18 protein-coding genes are annotated in these 20,390 nt (G+C 61.1%); 3 read left to right on the top strand and 15 right to left on the bottom strand.

Going from position 1 to position 20,390, the window contains the following annotated elements:
- Positions 1–41 precede the first annotated feature (41 nt).
- The gene (locus KBB96_RS01530) at positions 42–392 is read right to left on the bottom strand and encodes a hypothetical protein (protein WP_211631726.1); all 351 of its coding nucleotides are present in this window, start codon (positions 390–392) and stop codon (positions 42–44) included.
- A gap of 172 nt (positions 393–564) precedes the next feature.
- Between KBB96_RS01530 and KBB96_RS01535 the strand changes: the two genes are divergently transcribed.
- Positions 565–1,248: a sialate O-acetylesterase gene (locus tag KBB96_RS01535; RefSeq protein WP_211631727.1), complete on the top strand. Its 684-nt coding sequence runs from the start codon at positions 565–567 to the stop codon at positions 1,246–1,248.
- 74 nt (positions 1,249–1,322) lie between these two features.
- Positions 1,323–2,834 carry a sialidase family protein gene (locus tag KBB96_RS01540; protein ID WP_211631728.1) on the top strand — a complete coding sequence of 504 codons (1,512 nt, stop codon included), beginning with the start codon at positions 1,323–1,325 and terminating at the stop codon, positions 2,832–2,834.
- Between the two features lie 130 nt (positions 2,835–2,964).
- On the opposite strand, the gene KBB96_RS01545 is transcribed toward KBB96_RS01540, so the two are convergent.
- From KBB96_RS01545 to KBB96_RS01560, 4 genes are read right to left on the bottom strand one after another with little or no spacing between them, the layout of a single operon-like run.
- Complete coding sequence (locus KBB96_RS01545; protein WP_211631729.1) at positions 2,965–3,396, bottom strand: molybdenum cofactor biosynthesis protein MoaE; 432 nt, start codon at positions 3,394–3,396, stop codon at positions 2,965–2,967.
- Positions 3,397–3,406: 10 nt separating this feature from the next.
- A complete protein-coding gene (locus tag KBB96_RS01550) occupies positions 3,407–4,213 on the bottom strand; it encodes an NTP transferase domain-containing protein (protein ID WP_211631730.1) in 807 nt (268 codons plus the stop codon).
- Positions 4,210–4,686, bottom strand: coding sequence for a cyclic pyranopterin monophosphate synthase MoaC (gene moaC / locus KBB96_RS01555; protein WP_211631731.1), 477 nt, complete (start codon positions 4,684–4,686; stop codon positions 4,210–4,212). The genes KBB96_RS01550 and moaC overlap by 4 nt, the downstream gene beginning before the upstream one ends.
- Before the next feature lie 7 nt (positions 4,687–4,693).
- Positions 4,694–5,860: a molybdopterin molybdotransferase MoeA gene (locus tag KBB96_RS01560; RefSeq protein ID WP_211631732.1), complete on the bottom strand. Its 1,167-nt coding sequence runs from the start codon at positions 5,858–5,860 to the stop codon at positions 4,694–4,696.
- 158 nt (positions 5,861–6,018) lie between these two features.
- Here KBB96_RS01560 and moaA point away from each other — a divergent pair, with 158 nt between their 5' ends.
- Positions 6,019–7,020 (top strand): GTP 3',8-cyclase MoaA, encoded by a 1,002-nt coding sequence (gene moaA / locus KBB96_RS01565; protein ID WP_211631733.1) that lies wholly within the window; start codon positions 6,019–6,021, stop codon positions 7,018–7,020.
- Positions 7,021–7,026: 6 nt separating this feature from the next.
- Here moaA and KBB96_RS01570 read toward each other — a convergent pair whose 3' ends face one another.
- From KBB96_RS01570 to KBB96_RS01615, 10 genes are all read right to left on the bottom strand, one after another.
- Positions 7,027–7,533, bottom strand: a complete 507-nt coding sequence (locus KBB96_RS01570; protein ID WP_211631734.1) for an MOSC domain-containing protein — start codon at positions 7,531–7,533, stop codon at positions 7,027–7,029.
- Position 7,534: 1 nt separating this feature from the next.
- Positions 7,535–9,727 carry a molybdopterin oxidoreductase family protein gene (locus KBB96_RS01575; RefSeq protein WP_211631735.1) on the bottom strand — a complete coding sequence of 731 codons (2,193 nt, stop codon included), beginning with the start codon at positions 9,725–9,727 and terminating at the stop codon, positions 7,535–7,537.
- A 190-nt stretch (positions 9,728–9,917) separates the two neighbouring features.
- A complete protein-coding gene (locus KBB96_RS01580) occupies positions 9,918–11,510 on the bottom strand; it encodes a DmsC/YnfH family molybdoenzyme membrane anchor subunit (protein WP_211631736.1) in 1,593 nt (530 codons plus the stop codon).
- Complete coding sequence (locus KBB96_RS01585; RefSeq protein WP_211631737.1) at positions 11,507–12,094, bottom strand: flavodoxin domain-containing protein; 588 nt, start codon at positions 12,092–12,094, stop codon at positions 11,507–11,509. The genes KBB96_RS01580 and KBB96_RS01585 overlap by 4 nt, the downstream gene beginning before the upstream one ends.
- A 20-nt stretch (positions 12,095–12,114) precedes the next feature.
- Entirely contained in the window at positions 12,115–13,887 is a 1,773-nt protein-coding gene (locus tag KBB96_RS01590; protein WP_211631738.1) for a NirA family protein, read from the bottom strand.
- Positions 13,888–14,055: 168 nt separating this feature from the next.
- Positions 14,056–14,943: an ABC transporter ATP-binding protein gene (locus tag KBB96_RS01595; RefSeq protein WP_211631739.1), complete on the bottom strand. Its 888-nt coding sequence runs from the start codon at positions 14,941–14,943 to the stop codon at positions 14,056–14,058.
- Positions 14,940–15,854 (bottom strand): ABC transporter ATP-binding protein, encoded by a 915-nt coding sequence (locus KBB96_RS01600; protein ID WP_226373618.1) that lies wholly within the window; start codon positions 15,852–15,854, stop codon positions 14,940–14,942. The genes KBB96_RS01595 and KBB96_RS01600 overlap by 4 nt, the downstream gene beginning before the upstream one ends.
- Before the next feature lie 4 nt (positions 15,855–15,858).
- The gene (locus KBB96_RS01605; protein WP_211631740.1) at positions 15,859–16,743 is read right to left on the bottom strand and encodes an ABC transporter permease; all 885 of its coding nucleotides are present in this window, start codon (positions 16,741–16,743) and stop codon (positions 15,859–15,861) included.
- A 63-nt stretch (positions 16,744–16,806) separates the two neighbouring features.
- Positions 16,807–18,093, bottom strand: a complete 1,287-nt coding sequence (locus KBB96_RS01610) for a CmpA/NrtA family ABC transporter substrate-binding protein (protein WP_211631741.1) — start codon at positions 18,091–18,093, stop codon at positions 16,807–16,809.
- Between the two features lie 374 nt (positions 18,094–18,467).
- Complete coding sequence (locus tag KBB96_RS01615) at positions 18,468–20,234, bottom strand: hypothetical protein (RefSeq protein ID WP_211631742.1); 1,767 nt, start codon at positions 20,232–20,234, stop codon at positions 18,468–18,470.
- Positions 20,235–20,390 lie beyond the last annotated feature (156 nt).

Raw genomic sequence — 20,390 nt, forward strand, 5'->3', positions numbered from 1 at the left:
GCGGACCAGTTTGCGCAAGGTTGCGATCCGCGGCGACAGGGTCAGGATGCCGGCATGTGGTTGCGAGCAGCGGCTTTTTTAGTGATGTCGGGGTTGGCTCTCGCGGAGAACCTCTCCGTGGCACGTCCGTTTGCGTCCCACATGGTAATGCCCGTCGGGACGGAGATCCCGATCCAGGGATGTGCCGTTGCCGGAGCGACGGTTTCCGTGACCTTCGCCGGATCCAAGCGGAAGGTTGTGGCCGGGCAGGACGGAAAGTGGCGGCTGATGTGGCCGCCGATGGCGTCTTCACATGAAGGTCGCGAGTTGCGGATCGAGAGCGGCACGGAGAAGCTGGTGATGACCGATATTCTGGTGGGTAGGGTGTATTTGTTCTCCGGGCAATCGAACATGGATTTTCCTCTGTCGCGCGCCGTCGGCGGGAGGGAAGAGTCTGCAAAAGCCGGTGAAATGAAGTTGGTGAGGCTGTGCGATTGGATATCCGCACCTACCGATTCCCGGATTTATGATGATGCAATGGTTGCGCGTCTGAATGCCAGGGACCATTTCCAAGGTGGATGGGCCATGGCCTCGCCTTCCTCCGCAGGTGAAATTTCCGCGATCGCATGGTGGGTGGGAAAGATGGTCCACCAGAGGACGGGAGAGCCGATCGGCATCGTGGAAAACGCGGTGGGTGGTTCTGGAACCGAGGCATGGTTGCCACGGGAGGTGCTGGAGTCCCATTCCGCATATCGTCCGCTGTTGTCCGATCAATGGCTGGAAAGCGACAGGGTTTCATCCTGGGCAAAGGGAAGAGCCAGGCGGAATCTCGGCACTCACGTTACGGCCAATCATCCCTTCCGGCCTGGTTTCCTGTTCGAGTCGGGCGTCCGGCCGTGGGCGGGATTCCCGTTTGAAGCCGTGATCTGGTATCAAGGAGAAACCAACGCAGAGAGTCCGGATGATCGTTGGAACGGACAACTGATCTGCGACCTGATCACAGGATGGCGGGGTGTTCTGGGAAATCCGGGACTTCCATTTTATCTGATCCAACTGCCCCGGATAGGCGGAAAAGATCCATTGCGGCAGTATTGGCCGCAGTATCGCGAAGTGCAGGCGCGGGTGGCGAAGGATATCCCGGGAGTGAAGCTGGTGGTGACCAGCGATCTCGGATGGGACGGTCCTGACGTTCATCCGCCTGACAAAAAGCCAGTGGCGGAGAGAGTCGTGGAAGTGATGCCGGAACCGGTTTGGAAAACCAACCGGTGATCAAATGACAAGAAGGAGGGCTGGGAAAGGTAGGATGATGCACCCGATCCGATTTGCGCTACACTCCAACCGATATGATGAAATCCAGCCTGTTCCTGATCCCCTTTCTGCTGACATTCACAAATGCTGCGGAAGTGGCGACCGTGCAACCGGTATGCCCCGTGCTCGTGGGTCAGGAGATCAATCCGGTGCTGGGATTCAAGGTTACCCTTGATCAACCGGCGAAGCTGGAAGGGATCGAGGCGGCACTGACTGGAACCAGCCGGATTCAGGATGTGGAGCGGGTAAGGATTTTCCGCGGGAAGGAGGCCTCGGCCTCCGCCGGCGGGGAAGCTGTGGCGGAACTGGCACCAAAGACGGGCGCGATGAGCCGTTCCTGCGATCTCACGCTGGAAGCGGGGGTGCATTGGTTCTGGTTGTCCGTCGAACTGAAAAAAACGGCGGACATTGACGGACGCGTGGATGCTGCTTTGAACCGTCTGAAGATTGGCGGGGCGGTGGTGGAACCCGCCATTTCCTCTCCAGAAGGATCGCAGCGCATCGGGCTGTTGTTGCGGAAGCCGGGAGATGACAAGTCGAAGGCCTACCGTATTCCGGGATTGGTCCGGACAAAAAAGGGCACGCTATTGGCCGCCTATGATATCCGCTATCGGAATGCAGGCGACCTGCCTGCGGATATCGATGTGGGGCTGTCGCGCAGCACCGATGGCGGAAAGGTCTGGGAGCCGATGCGGGTGGCGGTCGACATGGGGGATGACCCGAAATTCAATTACGATGGCGTCGGCGATCCGTGCATCTTTTCGGACGATGTCACCGGACGGGTATGGATCGCGTCCCTGTGGAGTCACGGCAAGCGGGCATGGAATGGCTCGGGGCCGGGAATGACTCCCGATGAAACCGGCCAGCTTGTGCTTTCCTACAGTGATGATGACGGCAGGAGCTGGTCAAAGGGTGAAAGCATCACCCCGCAGGTAAAGAATCCGGAGTGGCAACTGCTGTTCAATGGGCCGGGGACCGGCATCACCATGAAGGATGGCACGCTGGCCGTTCCCGCCCAATACAAGGCCGCTGATGGCAAGCCGTTCTCTACGATGCTCAGCTCGAAGGACCGCGGTAAGACTTGGGCGATCGGAACGGGGGTGAAGTCGGACACCACCGAAGCGCAGTTGGTGGAGCTGGCGGACGGCTCGATCATGATCAACTGCCGCGACAACCGCGGGGGATCGAGGACCATCGCGACGACCAAGGATCTGGGCAGGACATGGACACCGCATCCGACCGACCGCAAGGAGTTGCGCGAGCCGGTGTGCATGGGCAGCCTGCTGCGTTGGAATCATCCGAAACATGGAGATCTCCTGCTTTTCTCCAATCCGGATTCCACCAAAGGCCGCCAGTCGATGACAGTGAAACTCTCGAAGGACCAGGGCATGACCTGGCCGGATGCGGCGGCGCGCCTCTATGATGAGCGGCCATGCTTCGGCTATTCCTGCTTGGCTCCGGCGGGCGATTCCCATGTGGGAGTGCTTTATGAGGGCAATGGTTCGCTGATCTACCTGCGGCTGCCGCTGTCCGAGTGGTTCAAATGAGCGGTTTCTGAAAATCCGCGTAATAGCTCGTCCGGTCCGGCCATTGACTCATGGCGATCCAATGGATTTCACAGGGTAACATGCAATGATGAGATGGCCGGGCGGTATGCCGCCCGGCCATTTCGGAATCTCAGTGGCGGTGTCCGGAGCAGTGGTCGCAGCCGGTCCACTCGTCGGTCCCATCGGTATAATACTCATGTTTCCAGATGGGAACGGTGGCCTTCAGCTCGTCGATGATATGACGGCAGGCATCGAACGCGGCATCGCGATGGGCGGCTGAAACCGCCACGACCACGGCGATGTCGCCGATGTCCAGCATGCCGGTGCGGTGGACGCAGGCTGCGGCATGGATGTCGAAGCGGTTGAGAGCTCCACGGAGGATGCGATTGCCATCGGCCTCGGCGAGAGCTTGGTAAGCCTCGTATTCCAGACGAAGCACGTCGCGTCCCCGATGATGGTTGCGGACGCGGCCTTCGAAAATGACGAGGCCACCACAGGTGGGGTCTTCGACCGTGGCCATCACGGTAGCGGTCTCAATGGGGGTGGTGGAGATCCGGAACATGGAGATGCGATCAGCCTCCGGCGACGGGAGGAATAAAGACGAATTCGTCGCCATCCGCGACTGGAGCGTCCCACGAGGAAAATTCTCCATTGCGGGCAACACGGAGTTGGGAGGTTTCAAGAGGGAGACGATGGCGGAAGGATAGTTCCTCATAGAGACCGGCTGCGGTCCATGCGAGAGTTTCCACGCTTTCCGCAGACAAGCCCCTGGCTTCGCGGAGGATGGCGAAGTAGAGCAGGCTGACGGCTTTGGGAACCACGCCGCGCTCCAGTTTGAGAAAAGCCTCGGTGAGGTCTGCGGGTGTGTTGACGTTGTCGAGAGCGGCCGGGTAGGGGAGATCGAGCAACAGAGGATCGAGCGCTTCCAGGAATTTCCGCGCGCAACGGTGAGCATCGCGCGCTGCCTGAATACCAGATTCCGCGTAGATCGCACAGAGAGGTTCGGCGCGGCCGTCGATGCGGTTGCGGAAGGCAGTTGAGGTGCGGGAAGGATCGCGATGTTCGACCAGGTGCCCGATTGTGGCTTCATCCAGCAGGAAGAGATCGCAGCCCAGCACCAGCCATGGGCCGCTCAATCCTGTGGCCGCGGCGGCGGAGAGGGCGGCAGTGGGGCCGGACCCGGGGACTTCATCGACGAGAAGGGGCAGGCCGGTACCGCGGTCATTGTCATCGCGAGTCGAGAGGAACACGTGGTCCGAGAACCGGCGGGCGAGAGCAGCCATGTGGTCGATCTGGCGCGTGCCATCCGGGCGTTCGATGAGAGCCTTGTCGCGGCCCATCCGCTGGCTGATGCCGCCGGTGAGAATGAGCGCGTTCATGTATTGGCCGGAAGGATGTCGGACTTGCCGCCGGTTTTCTCGATCACGCGGATGGAGTGGATGACCGCGGTCTTATCGAGGGCTTTGATCATGTCGAAGAAGGTCAGTGCCGCAATGGTGGCTCCGGTGAGGGCCTCCATCTCCACGCCGGTGCGGCCGGTCGTTTTGCAGGAACAACGCAGCACCGCCTCATTGTTGGCGAATTCAGTGGTGATCTGGCAATCTTCCAGCGGCAACGGATGGCACAGCGGGATCAGATGTGGGGTTTGCTTCGCTCCCATCACCCCTGCAAGAATGGCGGTTTGAAAAACCGGGCCTTTTTTCGACAAGAACTCACCATCGCGGAATTGTTCCGCCACCGCGTCATTCACCGTGATGCGGGCCTCGGCGACGGCATGGCGGACGGTCACCGGCTTGCCGGAGACATCGACCATCGCGGCTTGGTTTGACTCATTGATGTGGGAGAGGGACATGAGCGGATCAGAGGGAATGGGCGGTGACCAGAGCACCTGGGGAAAGGGTGCCCCGGGCCGGTGGAATTTCAAGGAGATGCGTGGCTCCGGCAATGGAGACGAAGTCGCCGGAATTGCGCGGTGGCAACGGTTCGGCCTGCCCGTTCACGATCCGCGCAGGCAACAACCAGGTCAGTTTGGGAAGGGATTCCGTCGGACTAGCCAAGGGTAGCAACAACGGAGAGGGGGGTGTCGCGCCTTGCATGGCCAGCAGGGCCGGGCGCACGTAGCGGGTATAGGTGGCGAGCACGGAAACCGGATTCCCCGGCAGGGCGAATACCGGAGGCGGACCATTCCAGAAGGCGAGAGGCTTGCCGGGGCGCTGGAAGACACCGTGGAAAGCGGGCAGGCCGAGACGGGCTTCGATCACCTCGCGGACATGGTCGCGTTTGCCTTTCGAAATGCCACCGCAGAGCAGGATGAGATCGCTGGTGAGGAGCACGGCATCGACGGCGTGTTCCAGCAGTTGGATATCATCCGGCACGTGATGATGGTGAATCTCCGCGTGACCCAATCTCCGTAGGATCGATTCCAGCATCGGGCCATTCGAGCGCCGGATTTGCCAGGGCTGTGGTGTGGAATTCACGGGAACCGCTTCATCACCAGTCGTGAGGATGGTGATGACCGGATGTTTGGAAACCGGTAGCTCTACAAGACCCACGGACGCCGCGATGGCGATCTCAGCGGATCCTAACAGAAAGCCCTGTGGGACAAGCAAGCTGCCTGCCGCCGCGTCGACACCGACCTCATGGATGAATTGTCCGGTGGTCGCATCGCCCTGGAGAGTGGCGATGCCTCCCAGAATGGCGACTTCCTCGTAAGGCATCAGCGTGTCGCAATCTTCGGGCACGATTGCACCGGTCATGATTTCCCAGGCCTCGCCAATTTCCAATGCGCGTGGTGGAGCATCTCCCGCGGCGTGCAAACCGGCGATACGGAATGATGGGGCACGGCCCCGGAAGGCGATCCCATCCATAGTGGCCCGGCGATACGGAGGTAGCGCGCGATCGGCAAAGATGGATGATCGCAGGACCCTGCCAAGCGCGTGCGCGAGCTGCACGCTCTCGATAGCGGTTACGGGCAGGTTGGAAAGAATGCGTCCCGTGGCCTCAGCAGGTGTCACGAGTTCGTTCATGATGCGATGGTTTCCAGCCAATGAGCAGAATACCAGCCTTTACCGTGGGGATGGTGTTCGTGTGGGATGAAAGGCTGGCATTCATCCGGAGCGGGTGATTCATCGGCCTTGAGAATTCGTCCGGGCATTCGGTTCGGATGCTGCTATTCGTTTTCCAGATGACTTTGCAAGACCGCCACGGCCGCGTGCTCCGGGATCTGCGGATCTCGGTGACGGACCGTTGCAATTTCCGCTGCGGCTACTGCATGCCCGCGGACCAGTTCGGACCGGGTCATGAGTTTCTTCCCAAGGGGGAATTGCTGACATTCGAGGAAATCCATCGTGTCGCAGGACTCGCGGTGGCAGCGGGTGTGACCAAGCTGCGGCTCACCGGTGGCGAACCCTTGCTGCGGCATGGGATTGAGAATCTTGTCGGCTTGTTGGCCAGCCTTCCGGGGAAACCGGATCTCGCTCTGACGACCAACGGCATCCTGTTGGCACACCAGGCGGAGCGGCTGGCCTTGGCCGGATTGAACCGGGTGACGGTGAGTCTCGATGCGATCGATCCTGAGATCTTCGGGCGGATGAATGGAACCGGCGCGGATGTTTCGCGGGTACTATCCGGTATCGAGGTGGCCAAGGTATTCGGCTTGCCAGTGAAGGTGAACGCCGTGATCCAGCGCGGTGTGAATGAGACGCAGGTCCTTCCTTTGGTGCGGTGGGCGCGGGAGTCAGGCGTGACGATGCGCTTCATCGAGTTCATGGACGTGGGTGAGACAAACGGCTGGGACCGTCGTTCGGTTGTCCCGGCAGCGGAGATGGTGGAGATGATTGTGGAAGAGTTTCCGCTGGAGGTATATCCGGGGCGTGGAGGCGCTACGGCGCTCCGCTACCGGCATACGGACGGAAGAGGGGAGATCGGCATCATTGCATCGGTGACCCGGCCATTCTGCGGAGATTGCTCGCGGCTGAGACTATCACCGGAGGGAAAACTATTCACCTGCCTCTTTGCTGGAAGCGGTCATGATCTCAAGGGGTTGTTGCGCGGAGGTGCGGACGATTCCACCATTGCCGCGGCTCTTGGAGGAATATGGGGAAACCGTGACGACCGCTACTCGGAATTGCGCGACGATCGGAGCGAACCCGTCCACAAGGCGGAGATGAGCTATCTGGGAGGCTGAGGTGGCTCAGGCTTCCGCGGACTCTTCGATTTGGAGAGGCACACTTCCGGATCTCTTCAAGATGCCATCTTCCAAGATCCGGCAGCGCAGGCCACCACGGCCTTTGAGCAGGTTTTCGATGCCCGGCTTTCCGCAGGCGGCATCCATCCAGTAGCAGGGACTGCATTCCTGGGTGCCTTCAAAAAGAATATCCCCCAAACGGAAGCGGCGTCCGATGAGGGAATTCAAGTCCACGCCTTCAATGATCACATTGCGGCGGAATGCGGAGGCTGGCAGTCCGGGCTTGTCAGCGTGGATGCGAACTTCCTCCACCACCGCATGGTCGAAGAAGGTGATTTGCCCCTTGTAGTCCGGTTTGAAGTCGAAGAAGCGGTCGCCAACGATGCCTCGTCCCGTGACCAACTCAATCTCATCGCAATCCTCGATCCCGTTTTCGCCGGCAGGCATGCCGTGGTGGCCGAAGTAATTGTGGCCTGGCGAACGGAAGAGGTGATGGAGAATGACTTGAGGCATCTCAGGGTTGCTTGTATTTGCGAATGGCGACGGCGGAGGCTTTGTAAGATGGCTGGCGGGAGTGCGGATCGAAGCTGGCGTGTGTGAGGCGGTTCACTTCGGAATCGTGCATGGGCAGGAAGACCTGGCCCGGCTGCATGGTGGGTGTGAGCCACGCCCGCGCCATCAGCGACCCGCGGCGGCTGACTACCTCCACCTGGTCATGTTCGGAGATTCCGTAGCGTGCTGCATCCGAGGGATGGATGTCCACATAAAGCTCGGAGGGTGAAAGCTTCCGCAGGATCGAGGACTTCGCGGTGCGGGTCTGGGTATGCCATTGGCTCGAGCTGCCCCGGCCGGTAAGCAGAATGAAGGGATACTTCCCATCGGGTTCCTCCGGCAACAACTCCGCAGGCGCATCGAAGAGGAACTTCGCGCGCTGATCCGCGGTGTAGAAACGACCATCGGCGAAGAGCCGTCGTTCCCGGGAAGGATCTGGTCCGTTGGATGGGTAGGGCCACTGGATGCCACCGGCGGCATCGATCATCTCGTAACCGCTGATGCCGGATATGTCGCATGGCTGGCCTTCGGTGATTTTGGTGAGAAGACGAAAGACGGCCTCCGGAGAGGTCCATTCCGCGAACAAATCACCCCCCCACGCATTTGCCAGCAACCGGAAGATGCGGAAGTCCGAGAGGGCGACGCCGGGAGGCTTGCGCACCTGGCGGATGGCGCCGATACGGCGTTCGGAGTTGATGAAGACGCCTTCCTTTTCACCCCATCCTGCGGCGGGCAGCAGCAGGTCGCAGACTTGTGCGGTTTCCGTGGACGAATACATGTCCTGCACCACGAGAAATTCCAGCTTGTCGCGCAGCGTTTGGAACCGGCCTTGATTGATCCATGAATGGCTCGGGTTGGTGGCGATGATCCACAGTCCCTTGATATCTCCGCGTTCGATGCCGTCGATGATCTGGTCATAGGCCCAGCCATTCTCGCGCTGGATCCGGCTCTCATCCATGCCGAGCAGTCTGGCGATTTTTTCACGGTGGGCGGGATTGGTGAAGTCATGACCGCCGAGGAGATTGGTGGTGTTTGAGAACAGCCGCGAACCCATCGCATTGCACTGGCCGGTGATCGAGTTCGCGCCGGTGCCGGGTTTGCCCATGTTGCCGGTCATCAGTGCGAGATTGATGATGGCCTGTGCGGTACGGGTTCCCTCGTAGGATTGGTTCACTCCCATGGTCCACCACCACGAGACGCGCTTGGTGGGATCGGAGACGAGCCGGGCGAGAGCGCGGACCGCGTCCGGCGTGAGTCCGGTGTGTTTCTCCACTTCCTCCGGAGAGTAATTGGCGAGGAAGGTTTTGAACTCTTCGAATCCGCTGGTGTGTGCGTTGAGGAACTGTTGATCGATGCGCCCTTCATCCATGATGCAACGGGCGAGTGCATAGAGCAGCCAGAGATCGCCCTTGGGCTTTAGGGCGATGTGCCGGGTGGCTGAGTGCGCGGTTTCAGTCCGGCGCGGATCGATCACCACGATCTCGGGCGAGCGGCGGTTGGAGAGCACACGCTGCCAGAGGATCGGGTGGGCGATCGCGGGATTCGCGCCCACGAACACCAGCACGTCGGACTCTTCGAAATCGGCGTAGGTGTATGGCGGGGCGTCGAAGCCGAAGGATTGCTTGTAGGCTGCGACAGCGGTGGCCATGCACTGGCGGGTGTTGCCATCGCCATGCTTCATGCCCATCCCGAACTTGGCGAGCGCGCCGAGGAATGCCATTTCCTCGCAGGGAATCTGGCCGGTGGAGATGAAGGCGAGGCTTTCTTGGCCGTGGCGGGCCTGGATGTCCTTGAAGCGGCTGACCATGGTGCCGATGGCATGGTCCCAGGTGGTTTCACGCAACCCGCCATTCGCGTGCTCGCGCAGGAGGGGAACAGTTGCGCGGTCGGGCGCGTCCAGGACGGCGAGGGCTTCCCAGCCTTTCGGACACGCCATGCCAAGGTTGACGGGATAGCGGGCCTCGGGTGTGAGGCCGATGGCTTCGCCGTCCTTCAGATGAAGCCTCAACCGGCAACCGGTGGAGCAGAAGCCGCAGATGGAGGTGGTGACGGCATCCGGCACCGCGCCTGCGGGCACCTGGCCGAGGCCGAAACGTCCGGGCTCACGGAGCAATTCCGCGGTGAGAGGACCGTGGTGCTGTTTGAAGGGAATCACGGGAAGGAAGAGGCTCCGGCATCATAAGCATCCGCCGTGCATGGGCGCGATGCAAATGGAGAGGCTGGCATCGGAGTGGTCATCCGGCGAATGACGGGGATTCATCGGGTTCGCGGCTGAGAGGGGCGTTTGAGGATCATTGCCGTGATCTGCCGGGAAAACTCACAAGCAGGAATGCTTGTGCTACTTTTCAATGCCGGGTGGATTTGCTGATGTTGCCGGGCATTTTCGGGGAATAGACGGTGCTGAAAAACATCGCGCGCTCCAGTAGTTCCGCCACCAGCATCAGAGCGATGGAGATCCATGGGGAGATCATCAGCATGAACAGGGCGGCGAGCGCTCCGGTGAAACGGCCGTTGAGAAGTGGCGCCATCACCCGCAACCGCATGAGGCGCGCGACATGGGCGTCCGGTGTCCATGGATCATCGGGGTCCGCATTGTCCCGCAGAAAGCGGGACTCTGGAACCAGCTTGGCGATGATGGCCAGTCCGGCAACGGCGAGTGTGAGGAAGGAGGGCGATGAAGCGGCGAGACCGAGCGCGGAAAATACCGCCAGTGTGCCAAAGAAGCGGGTACCAGTGATGGAGATCCGCCATGTCGGGCGATGGGTATCGACGTAGATCATCACCGAGGTGAAGACGGAGATCACGGAGAGAATGGCAAGCGTGGGAGCCAGAGTGCCGATGAACTGTTGCGCCAGTCCGGCGAATTTTTCCGGAATGTAAGGCGAGAGCCAGGGTAGTGCCGGGATCAGCATGGCCAACGGTGCGACCATGGAAAACGCGAGGATCTCCCGCGAGAGCCAGCTTGTGCGCAGTCCGAGGAAGAAGCGCCATGCACCCAGCGGACGACCAAGGTGCAGGATGGATGCTGCCATCCCCGTGAAGAACACACCCGCCCCGGTGATGGCGACGGCCGTGTGATGGAGAAACGCCGCAGCGATCAGCAGACCGAGGCCCGCCTGGGTGAGCGTAAGCATCAGGACCAGCGGCAGGTGTGCATGTTGGAGAGTGAGGGTTTCCTGATCGGCGGGTTTTGCGGTGGTGGGAACCGGTCGGCCAACATAGCGGGTGGAGGGCTTGGTGACCTTCGGTGTTGGTGCTCCGGCGAGGAAGCCTTTGCCTGCGATTCCTTCATCCACGATCTCGGATACCTTCCGCTTCACGATCCGGATCGCGCCGGTGGGGCAGGCCTGCACACACGCGGGAGCTTCACCGGCGGCGAGGCGGCCATGGCACATGTCACACTTCCGCACGATGCCGCGCTTTTTCGAGTACTTCGGGACATCGTAGGGACACTTCAGCAGGCAGTAGGAGCAACCGATGCACTGGTCATCCAGATGACGGACGATGCCGTTTTCCTTGTCCTTCTCATATGCTCCCACCGGGCAGCCGGTCATGCAGCCGGGATCGGCGCAGTGGTGGCAGGCGGTGGTGACGGTTTGTTGCCAGGCTGGTTCCTGCCTGCCGCCGACAAGCGTGCCGATGTCGCGCCAGGCTTCATCGTCATCGAGTCCGTTGAGCGAATGGCAGGCGGCGACGCAGGATTTGCAGGAGGTGCAGCGATCCAGCGAGACCTCGAAAGCATATTGTTCTCCCGGCTCGGGAGCGGTCAGCGGGATGAGATTGCGATAGTGCGCGGCGAGATCGGGCTCGCGGTCGTGAATCTCCGCGAAGCGGGCGACCGGAGTTTGAAGGGTCTTCTGTTCCGCGAGCAGGTCGTCGATGAGAGTCCGCAAGACTGCGGACTTCTTGATTTCCTGCGGTGTCGGGATCGCGCTCATGCAGCGGCTTCACTGGCCAGCACGCCTAACAAGGTCTCCGACCAAGTGGCGAAAGGAGTATCGTAATCGCAGTCTCCTTCCACGCGCGGAGACACCCGGGTGGCACCGAGAGCTTCGAGCTTGCTGTCAAAGTCACGGCCGCACTGGCAGAAGGCGGGATAGTTGGAATCGCCCAGCGCGAACACGCTGTATTTCACTCCGGCCAGCAGCGCGTTGTTCTCCGCCATGACGGAGGCGTAGAGGGCTGCTGCATTGTCGGGCGGTTCGCCATCGCCATAGGTGCTGGTGAGGATGGCCACGTTGCCCATGGCGGCGAGCGTGGCGGCGTCCACGGCGGCCATGTCGTAGATGGTTGGCGTGAGTCCGAGGGCCTTGGCTTTTTTCGCAAGTTGTTTCGCAAAGGCTTCGGCAGTGCCGGTCTGCGACCCCCAGAGGATGGCCAGAGGTTCGCCGGTGGCTGCTGGTTCCATGGCGGTGGTTGCGCCCCCTGTGGGAGCAGAAAGACCGAGGCCGGCGAAGAAGCCTTTGAGCCACATCCGCTGCGTGTCGCTGAATGGCGCGTCGGTTGGAATGGGGAGTGACATGGCAATGAGAGGTTGGGGTTTCAGGCGGGCAGTGCGGTGCCGAGCAAGGCCTTGAGGTCTTCCACCGCGTGGCGGTTGGCGAAGGTGTTGAAGGTCTCGTCGTCAAGGCGGGTGGCCAGATAGACCTTGAGAAGAGATTCCAACAGCGGCGGGATTTCGTCGTAGGGAAGGCCCTTCCAAATCTCGCGGGCGATGCCGCGGGTGTCATCGGTACCGCCGCCGAGCACGATGTTGTAGCCTTCCACGCTGTTGCCATCGGCGGTCTTCACCTTTACGGCGATCATGCCGATGTCGCCGATGTAGTGCTGGGCACAGGAATGCGGGCAGCCGGTGAGGTGGATGTTGACGGGCTGGTCGAGGGCGACGGTTTGTTCGAGATAGCTGCCGAGCTTGAGCGCGTGGCCTTTGGTATCGGCGGAGGCATACTTGCAGCCCTTGTTTCCGGTGCAGGCGACTAGGCCGCCGGAAACCGAAGTGGCGGACCAGGCGAGACCGCAGGCGAGGATGGCGGCCTTCACAGCTTCCAGGTCTTCCTCGCGGAGATTCGGAATGATCGCATTCTGCCAGACGGTGAGTCGGATATCGCCGTTGCCGTATTTCTCGGCGATGTCGGCAAGGGCCTGTGCCTGCCCGACCGTGATACGACCGACCGGCATGAGGATGCCGATGTAGAAGCGGCCGTCCGATTGTGGATGGATGCCGAGGTGGCCGTGCTTCACTTTAGGCGTCGGCACCTCGCAGAGTTCGAGTGGGAACTTGCGGAGCGTGAAGGCGAGCTTCTTCTGTGTTTCCTCAAGGGACTTCGGGATGCCCCATTCGTCCACGAGATACTTGAGACGGGCCTTGTTGCGGTTGGTGCGATCACCGTTCTCGATGAACATGCGGATCAATGCCGCTGCCACGGGAAGGGTTTCCGCCGGAGTGAGCAACACGCCGCTGTCGCTGGCGAACTGCTTGTGGCCGGTGATGCCGCAGAGCTGCATGCGGAAGTAGATGCCGGGCTCGACGCCGAGTTCGTTCGCGCCGACACGCACGGCCTGGAAGCCGATGTCATTCGTATCCGCGCAGACCGAGACGGCACCGCCGGAATCGTAGGCGACATTGAACTTGCGCGGCAGGCCGTAGAGATCGCGGTTCTTGAGAATGTAGTGATGAAGTGATCGAGCGTAGGGTAGCACGTCGATCAATTCGCCGGGGTCGAAGCCGGTGGTGGGACTGGCGGTGATGTTGCGGATGTTGTCCGCGCCCGCGCCCTGGGAGGTAAGGCCTGCTTCGCTGAGGCGCATCAGCACTTCCGGAGCGCCTTCCGGCAGGATGCCGCGAACCTGCACGTTGGCGCGGGTGGTCATATCCAGAAATCCATTGCCCAGATCGCGGGTGATGTTCGCCAATGCCCGGAACTGGCGGCCATCCAACGCGCCACCCGCCACGCGGCAGCGCAGCATGATCGATTCCTCGGCGGGAGTGACGTAGAAGAGGCCGTGGAACTTGTAGCGGAAGATGTCCCCGTCCCTCGGAAACTCACCGCTGCCGGCATTCGCCAGGATGGTGTCGTAGGAGTCGAGGCCGTGCTTCTCGTGCTTGATGCGCTCCTCGCGGCAGAGGTCTTCAAGCGGGGTGCCGTGGACGTTTTCCGTGACATCGGCACCGGCTTCGTGGGTGAAACGTCCATCGGCGAGTTGGCCGAGAAAAGGCACCTTGTCGCGATGCAGGACGCCGGAGAAGAAGCCGGTGAGATAGGCCTTTTGGTCTTCCGAGAAGTCGGCGGAGGTAGGAAGGGGCAGGTTGCTCATGATCGGGCCGGGTTTCACGAACTGGAAAAGCAAGGCCCGTGCGCGATGGGGCCGCGTGCCAGATTCCGGCGCTGAGATCGTGTCATCCGGGACATGAGATGTGGTCATGCGCGCTCATGAACCCCGCTTCATGCCGCCCGGAGGGGTCACCGCCGCGGCTTCCGGGCGTCAGGCTGCGGCGGTGGCGGAGCTGGAACCATGGGCATCCGCGACCGGTTCTCCGGAAAAGGTGAGTAGGTTGGACTTGTTGTAAGTCTTTGGTTCCGTACGGAGATGGGCGCGTTCGGTGAGGTAGGAGACGAGATGTTCGCGGTAGGCGTGGAACAGCGGATCGTTGATGACCATTTCGCGTTGGCGGGGTCGGGGGAAATCAATCTCCAGGATCTCTCCGAGAGTCGCTTCGGGGCCGTTTGTCATCATGATGACGCGGTCGGACAAGAAAATCGCCTCATCCACGTCATGCGTGACCATCAGGGTGGTCAGGCGGTTGCGCCGCCAGAGGTCCAGAAGAACCTGCTGGAGTTCGATTTTGGTCAGGGCGTCGAGCATGCCAAACGGCTCGTCGAGCAGCAGCATCTTCGGCTGGAGGGCGAAGGCGCGGGCGATGCCTACGCGCTGGCGCATTCCTTGGGAGAGTTCCGCCGGATACTTGTCCATGGCATCACCCAAGCCGACGACGGACAGGTAGTATTCCGCCAGCTCGCGGCGCTCGGCCTTGGTGGCAGTGAAGTAAACCTGATTCACGCCCAGCATCACATTGTCGAAGGCGGACATCCACGGCAGCAGGCAGGGCGATTGGAACACGATGCCGCGGTCCGGGCCGGCCCCGGTGGTCTCACGGCCATCAAGAATCATGCCACCATCGGTGATGCTGGTGAGACCGGCGACCATGGAAAGGACGGTGGATTTTCCGCATCCGGAGTGGCCGATGAGGGTGGCGAACTCGCCACGTTTCAGGTTGATCGAAAAATCCTTCACGATCACCGCCGGCCCGGCGGGCGACGGGTAGGTCTTGTTCAGGCGGAACAGTTCGAGGGCGGGGGCTTTTTCGCTCATGACACGTGGACTTTGACTTCTTCCTTCTGGAGCTGGGAGCGACGCCGGGCGACCGGGCGGGCACCGAAGATCCGTTTTACTGACAGGTCTTCCGGGAGGATGTCCGGCACGGCCAGCTTGCGGGTGACCGAGGCATCCTCGAGTCCGCGCTTGGCCGCGGAGAGGGTCTGGATGAGTTCGTGGCGCAGCTTCTTGAATGCGCTTTCGTGTACGATCTCCCTGCGGTCACGAGGACGTGCAAGCGGTACGGCGAGAGGCTCGCCCAAGGTCGCGCCATCCTTGCCGGGCAGCAGGGGAATGACCCGGTCCGCGAGCAGGATGGCCTCGTCCGGATCATTGGTGACCCAGATCACGGTGGTGCGCTGTTGCTGCCAGATGTCGCTGATCTCGTCCTGAAGCGTGGCGCGCGTGAGCGCATCGAGTGCTGAGAGCGGCTCGTCCAGCAGCAGCACGCGCGGCTTCATCGCGAGAGCGCGTGCCACCGAGACGCGCTGGCGCATGCCGCCGGAGAGTTCCTTGGGATATTTGTTCGCGGCGTGGGCCAGCTTCACCATGGCGATGTAGCTGGCCGTGTGCTCCGCTCGTTCCGCAGAAGTGAGATTCGGAAAAACCTGATCCACCGCGAGGCGGATATTCTGCTCCACGGTGAGCCATGGCAGCAGCGAGTAATTCTGAAAGACGATGCCGCGTTCCGGGCTCGCTCCACGGATCGGCTGGCCTTCCATGAGTACGTTTCCGGCGTCGGACTTGGCGAGCCCCGCGAGCAACGAGATCAAGGTGGTCTTGCCGGTGCCGGAGTAGCCGATGATCGAGACGAAGTCGCCTTCGTTGACCGTGAGATTCACGTCCTTCAGCACGACGTTGCGTGAATAGCCTTTCGTCACGCCGTGGAGTTCGATGAGCGGTGTCATGATTTCAGGCAGTACGGAAGCGTCCTTCGACAAGGCTCATCAGGCGGTCGAGGACGTAACCGACCACGCCGATGGTGAGGATGCAGAGAATGATGTGGGCGAAGCTGTTGGCGTTGTACTGCTGCCACAGGAAGCCACCGACCCCCGGCTTTCCGATGAGCATCTCCACCGCTACGATCACCAGCCAGGCGATGCCCAGCGAGAGCCGGAAGCCGGTGAACATGTAGGGTAGGGCGGAGGGAATCAGGATTTTGAAAAGGGTCTTGGTGCGGGACAGTTTCAAAACCTTCGCCACATTGAGATAGTCCTGTGGCACGGCGCGCACGCCCACCGCGGTATTGAGCACCGTGGGCCACATCGAGCAGACGGCGATGGTGAACAAGGCGGCGGCATCGGAGGTGCCGAAAGAGACGCGCCCATCCGGACCCATGATCTTGAGTCCGCTGAAAATCACCATGCCGAGTGGCAGCCATGCGAGTGGTGAGACGGGACGCAGGATCTGAATGAGCGGATCGAAGGCCTTGGTGAAGTTCTTCGAGAGTCCGAGCAGGAAGCCGATGGGCGTCGCTACGAGCAGAGCAAGGAGATAGCCCTGTGCGACCAGCTTCAGTGAGAGCCAGGTGAAACGCAGAATGCCCTGATCGAGCTCGCCCCGCTTCGCCACCGGCTGGGTGATGTAGGGTTTGCTGGCAGTCCAGGTTTCAACGGGAGAGGGCAGATCCTTCGAGATACCTTCGCGGGTGGTGACAGTCACCGTGTCCCCCCAGTCATCGGTCTTGGTGATGGTGTTCGATTTGCCCGCGACCAATGCCCAGATGCCGATGCAAACGGCGAGTGCGACCAGTGGCAGAAGAAAGGAGTCGAGCTTGAGTTTGGAGATGAGATTCATGACGAGCTGGGGATGTGGCCCCGCGGCGATCCGCACGCCGCGGGGCTGGTTTCCGACCGGATATCAACCCTTGGGAGTCTTGATGGCGAAGGATGCGGCGTAGGCTTCGAGATCGGCTGCAGGATCGAAGGTGGAACCGTCGAAGAACTTCTCGGGAGAGTTGCTGAGGCCGCCGTGGCTGACGCCCAGCTCCTTCATCGTCTCTTCGTAAATGTCATTGCGCATGACCTGCTTCGCCACGCCTTCGTAATCCGGCGCGCCGTCGGTGAAGCCCCAGCGGCGGAGCTGGGTGAGCCACCACTTGGCATACTTCGGCTGTGGGTAGTTGCAGTTGCGCTCGCTGAAGACCATGTAGTCCGGATCGCGGACCTTGCGGCCGTCGCCCATGTCATATTTGCCCTGGAGCCGGCCGAGGATGGATTCCGGCGGGCAGTTGATGTAGGTGGGCGCGCTGACGATCTTCGCGAGCTCCTCGCGGTTCTTCATCTCATCCATCCACACGCTGGCTTCGTGCAGCGCCTTGAGCACTGCTTTGACGGTCTTCGGATTTTTGGCGGCGAATTCCTCGGTGAAGGCGCAGACTTTTTCCGGATGATCCTTCCAGATCGCCTGGGTGGTGGTGGCGGTGAAACCGATGTCGTCCACGATGCACTTGGCGTTCCATGGTTCGCCCACACAGAAGCCATCCATCTTGCCGACCTTCATGTTCGCCACCATCTGTGGCGGAGGAATGGTGATGAGGGAAACGTCCGCACCGGCACCCGCGGCATCGCCGGGATTGATGCCACCGGCCGCGAGCCAGTAGCGGATCCACATGGCATGAGTGCCCGGTGGGAAGGTCATCGCGAAGGTCATCGGGTTGCCACCGGCCTTCGCGGCATCCACCAGCGGCTTGAGCGCTTTCGGATCGGCGGCGACCTTGCCCTTCAGGCTGTTTGCCAGGGTGATGGCCTGGCCGTTGCGGTTGAGAATCCATGGTACGACCATCGGCTTCTTTGGCGCGCCGCCGAGGCCCATGGTGGAGGCGATGGGCATGCCGATAAGCATGTGCGTCGCCTGGATATCGCCATTGGAAAGCGAGTCGCGGATCGCGGCCCAGCTCGCGCCCTTGGTCACCGTGGACTCGATGCCGTACTTCTTGAAGAGCCCTTTTTCATGCGCGACGACGATGGGTGAACAATCCGTCAGCGCGATGATGCCGAAATTGATGTGTGGAGTTTCCGGTGCGTCGGAAGCCGTTTGCGCGCCGGCCCAGCGGGCGGGTAGTCCGGCGGCGAGCAGGCCGAGTGCGGTGGCTTTGGTGGAGGTGCTCAGGAAACCCCGGCGGGAGAGAGGCAGGTCGGTTTTCATGGTGGTCGATCCAAGGAGGATGGACCTTGACCAGCGTCGTGCGTGCCAGCGGGGCCTGCGACGGCGTCATCCACGGGTTCGCCACTTCATCCGGCGATTGAGATGGGTTCATGCCGAGTTCATGGGAAATCGGGCTGATGGATGACTGTTGGTTTTTAAAGAGTTGCGTTTTGGCTGTCTGGGTAGAATGAGGCAAGCTCATGTATTTGATCCGCTGGTAACGATCCGCGTCATGATAAATTCCGGCATCTTTCTTGAAGTTGTCGAAGCCCGGGAGTTCCCCGGAGCACAAACCCTGTCAAAATACGCAAAACGGCGCGGGATCGATGATCCCGCGCCATGGAAGATGGACGTGTGCCCGACGTGTCGGACCTTTACGGTGCGGTGCCGAAGATCTTGTAGAAGCGCCTCTCAGGAGCGGGAACCGGCAGTTCGTCCGCGTAGCTCGTGGTGCCATCGCCTTGGGATGGCCAGGCATTTTCCAGCAATTCCCAATCCTGCTCCGGATTTCCAGCGAGTGTGGGGGAGGTATAGATCCGGTAGATGTAGCCGGCTTTGGATTCCCAGGTGAGGTTGAAATTTCCCCCGGTAAGACTTGAGGAAACCACCTTGAGGATCTCGGGTACTTCGTTCGCGGGATTGGTCACGCGGAAGAAGATGGGGCCTTTCTCGACGGTGTATCCTCCATCCAGAAGCAGGACGGCGTAGTAGTCGCCCTCGGGAAGGGTGAAACCCATGGAGCCGGATGTAACGTTTCCGCCAGTGGTTTTCGTTCCATTCAAGTAATTCCACTGGGTCGAATACTGCGCCTGGATCTGGGCGGTTGCGGCGTAGATGCCAACCCACGAATCAGGATTTCCGGTGACACCTGACCAGGTGGCCGTGGTGGTTTCGCCGACGGCATACTTCACCTTGTTGATTGTGAAGGCTCCGGTGTTCGCCGCCTCCCGCAGCACACGGAGGGATTTCGTGCCGCTGCCGTAGTTCAGATTCAGAGTGAAGATGGTGGAAGTCGCCGGAACGGTGAAGGAGCCTGTTCCCGCGCCCGTCGTGGGATTGGTCATCGAGGTGACATCATAGGTGGAGGAGCCATCGGAGAGAGTCAGGGACGCGGGCGAGGTGGGCTGCACCTGCCAACTGAGCACCACCTGGTTGCCATCCTTGATGAGACTGAGGCCGCGGCCGGAGGTGAAGCTGCCGATGGTGCCACCGGAAACGGTGCATTGAAGGCTGGAGGTGCCGTTGAGCGTGAGGGTGTAGGTGGTCGTTGCCGCCGGGGAGAAGGTGATCGACCCCACACCGGTGGTGGGATTGGTATTGGGAATCACATCCACGCTGCCGGATCCATCGCTGAGGGAGAGGGATGCCATGGAGCCGGGATTGGCGACCGTCCAGGAAAGGGTGACCGGCGAGTTGTCGATCACGGTTTTGTCACTGGAGAACTGGGTCAGGATAGCGTTGTTGCTCGCGGAAACCGTGATGCTGTCCATCATGCCGAAGTAGTCGTCCGGCACGGGAGCTCCCGAACCGAGCGTGTATTTCACAGAAGTGTCTCCTCCCAGTTGCACTCCGATGACCTTTCCCGCGTCCGCTGCCGTGGCGGTGTAGGCGATGGTCACCATCTTGAGACCGGTGCTGGTGGATGTCACCTGGAGGATGTGATCGTTGGGGATGTTGCCGCCATTGGCGATCGTCTGGCTGGTGAATTCATCCGAGAACCATTGGTCGCGTGCGACTGCGGTGCCATCCGCCGTCAGGGCCAGGCTCCACATGATCTTGGCGGTATTCGAGGAAGTGTAGTTGCTGGCACTGAAGAGCGCGGCCTGGATGGTATAGGTGGTGCCTGCCACGAAAGTGGAATCAGGGCCGGTCAGGTCCTGGCGCACCGGCCCGGCCATGGTGGTGCAGAAGGTGCTGTTGGTGGGGTAGGTGCCTCCGAAGTAGGAGGTGGTCCAGCCGTAGCCGCCTTGGCTGCCGCCGCGCACCGAGCCGCCGAGGCTGTTCCAGTTGTCCGCGAGGTTGCCGGTGGCGGTGTCGAAACCGCCGTTGAGGACGTCCGCCGCCGTGGCATGGCCTCCGAAGGCGAGGCATGCGAGGGTGAGAGCCGCAAGATGGAAGGATTTCCAATTTTTAAGATTCATGGTGAATGAGACGAAACAGGGGATATGGGATCTCCCCGTTGTTTCCGGCAGCGCTGGAAGGCGGGCCGGAGCGAACGAGAAGAAGGCAGGGTCCACATCTTCCCGCGCCCTCCCAATGCGTGGTAGTGGCATAATCGACCGCGGTGGGGACAATCT

Origin of the sequence: Luteolibacter ambystomatis (assembly GCF_018137965.1) — a bacterium.
GTDB classification, from domain to species: Bacteria; Verrucomicrobiota; Verrucomicrobiia; order Verrucomicrobiales; family Akkermansiaceae; genus Luteolibacter; species Luteolibacter ambystomatis.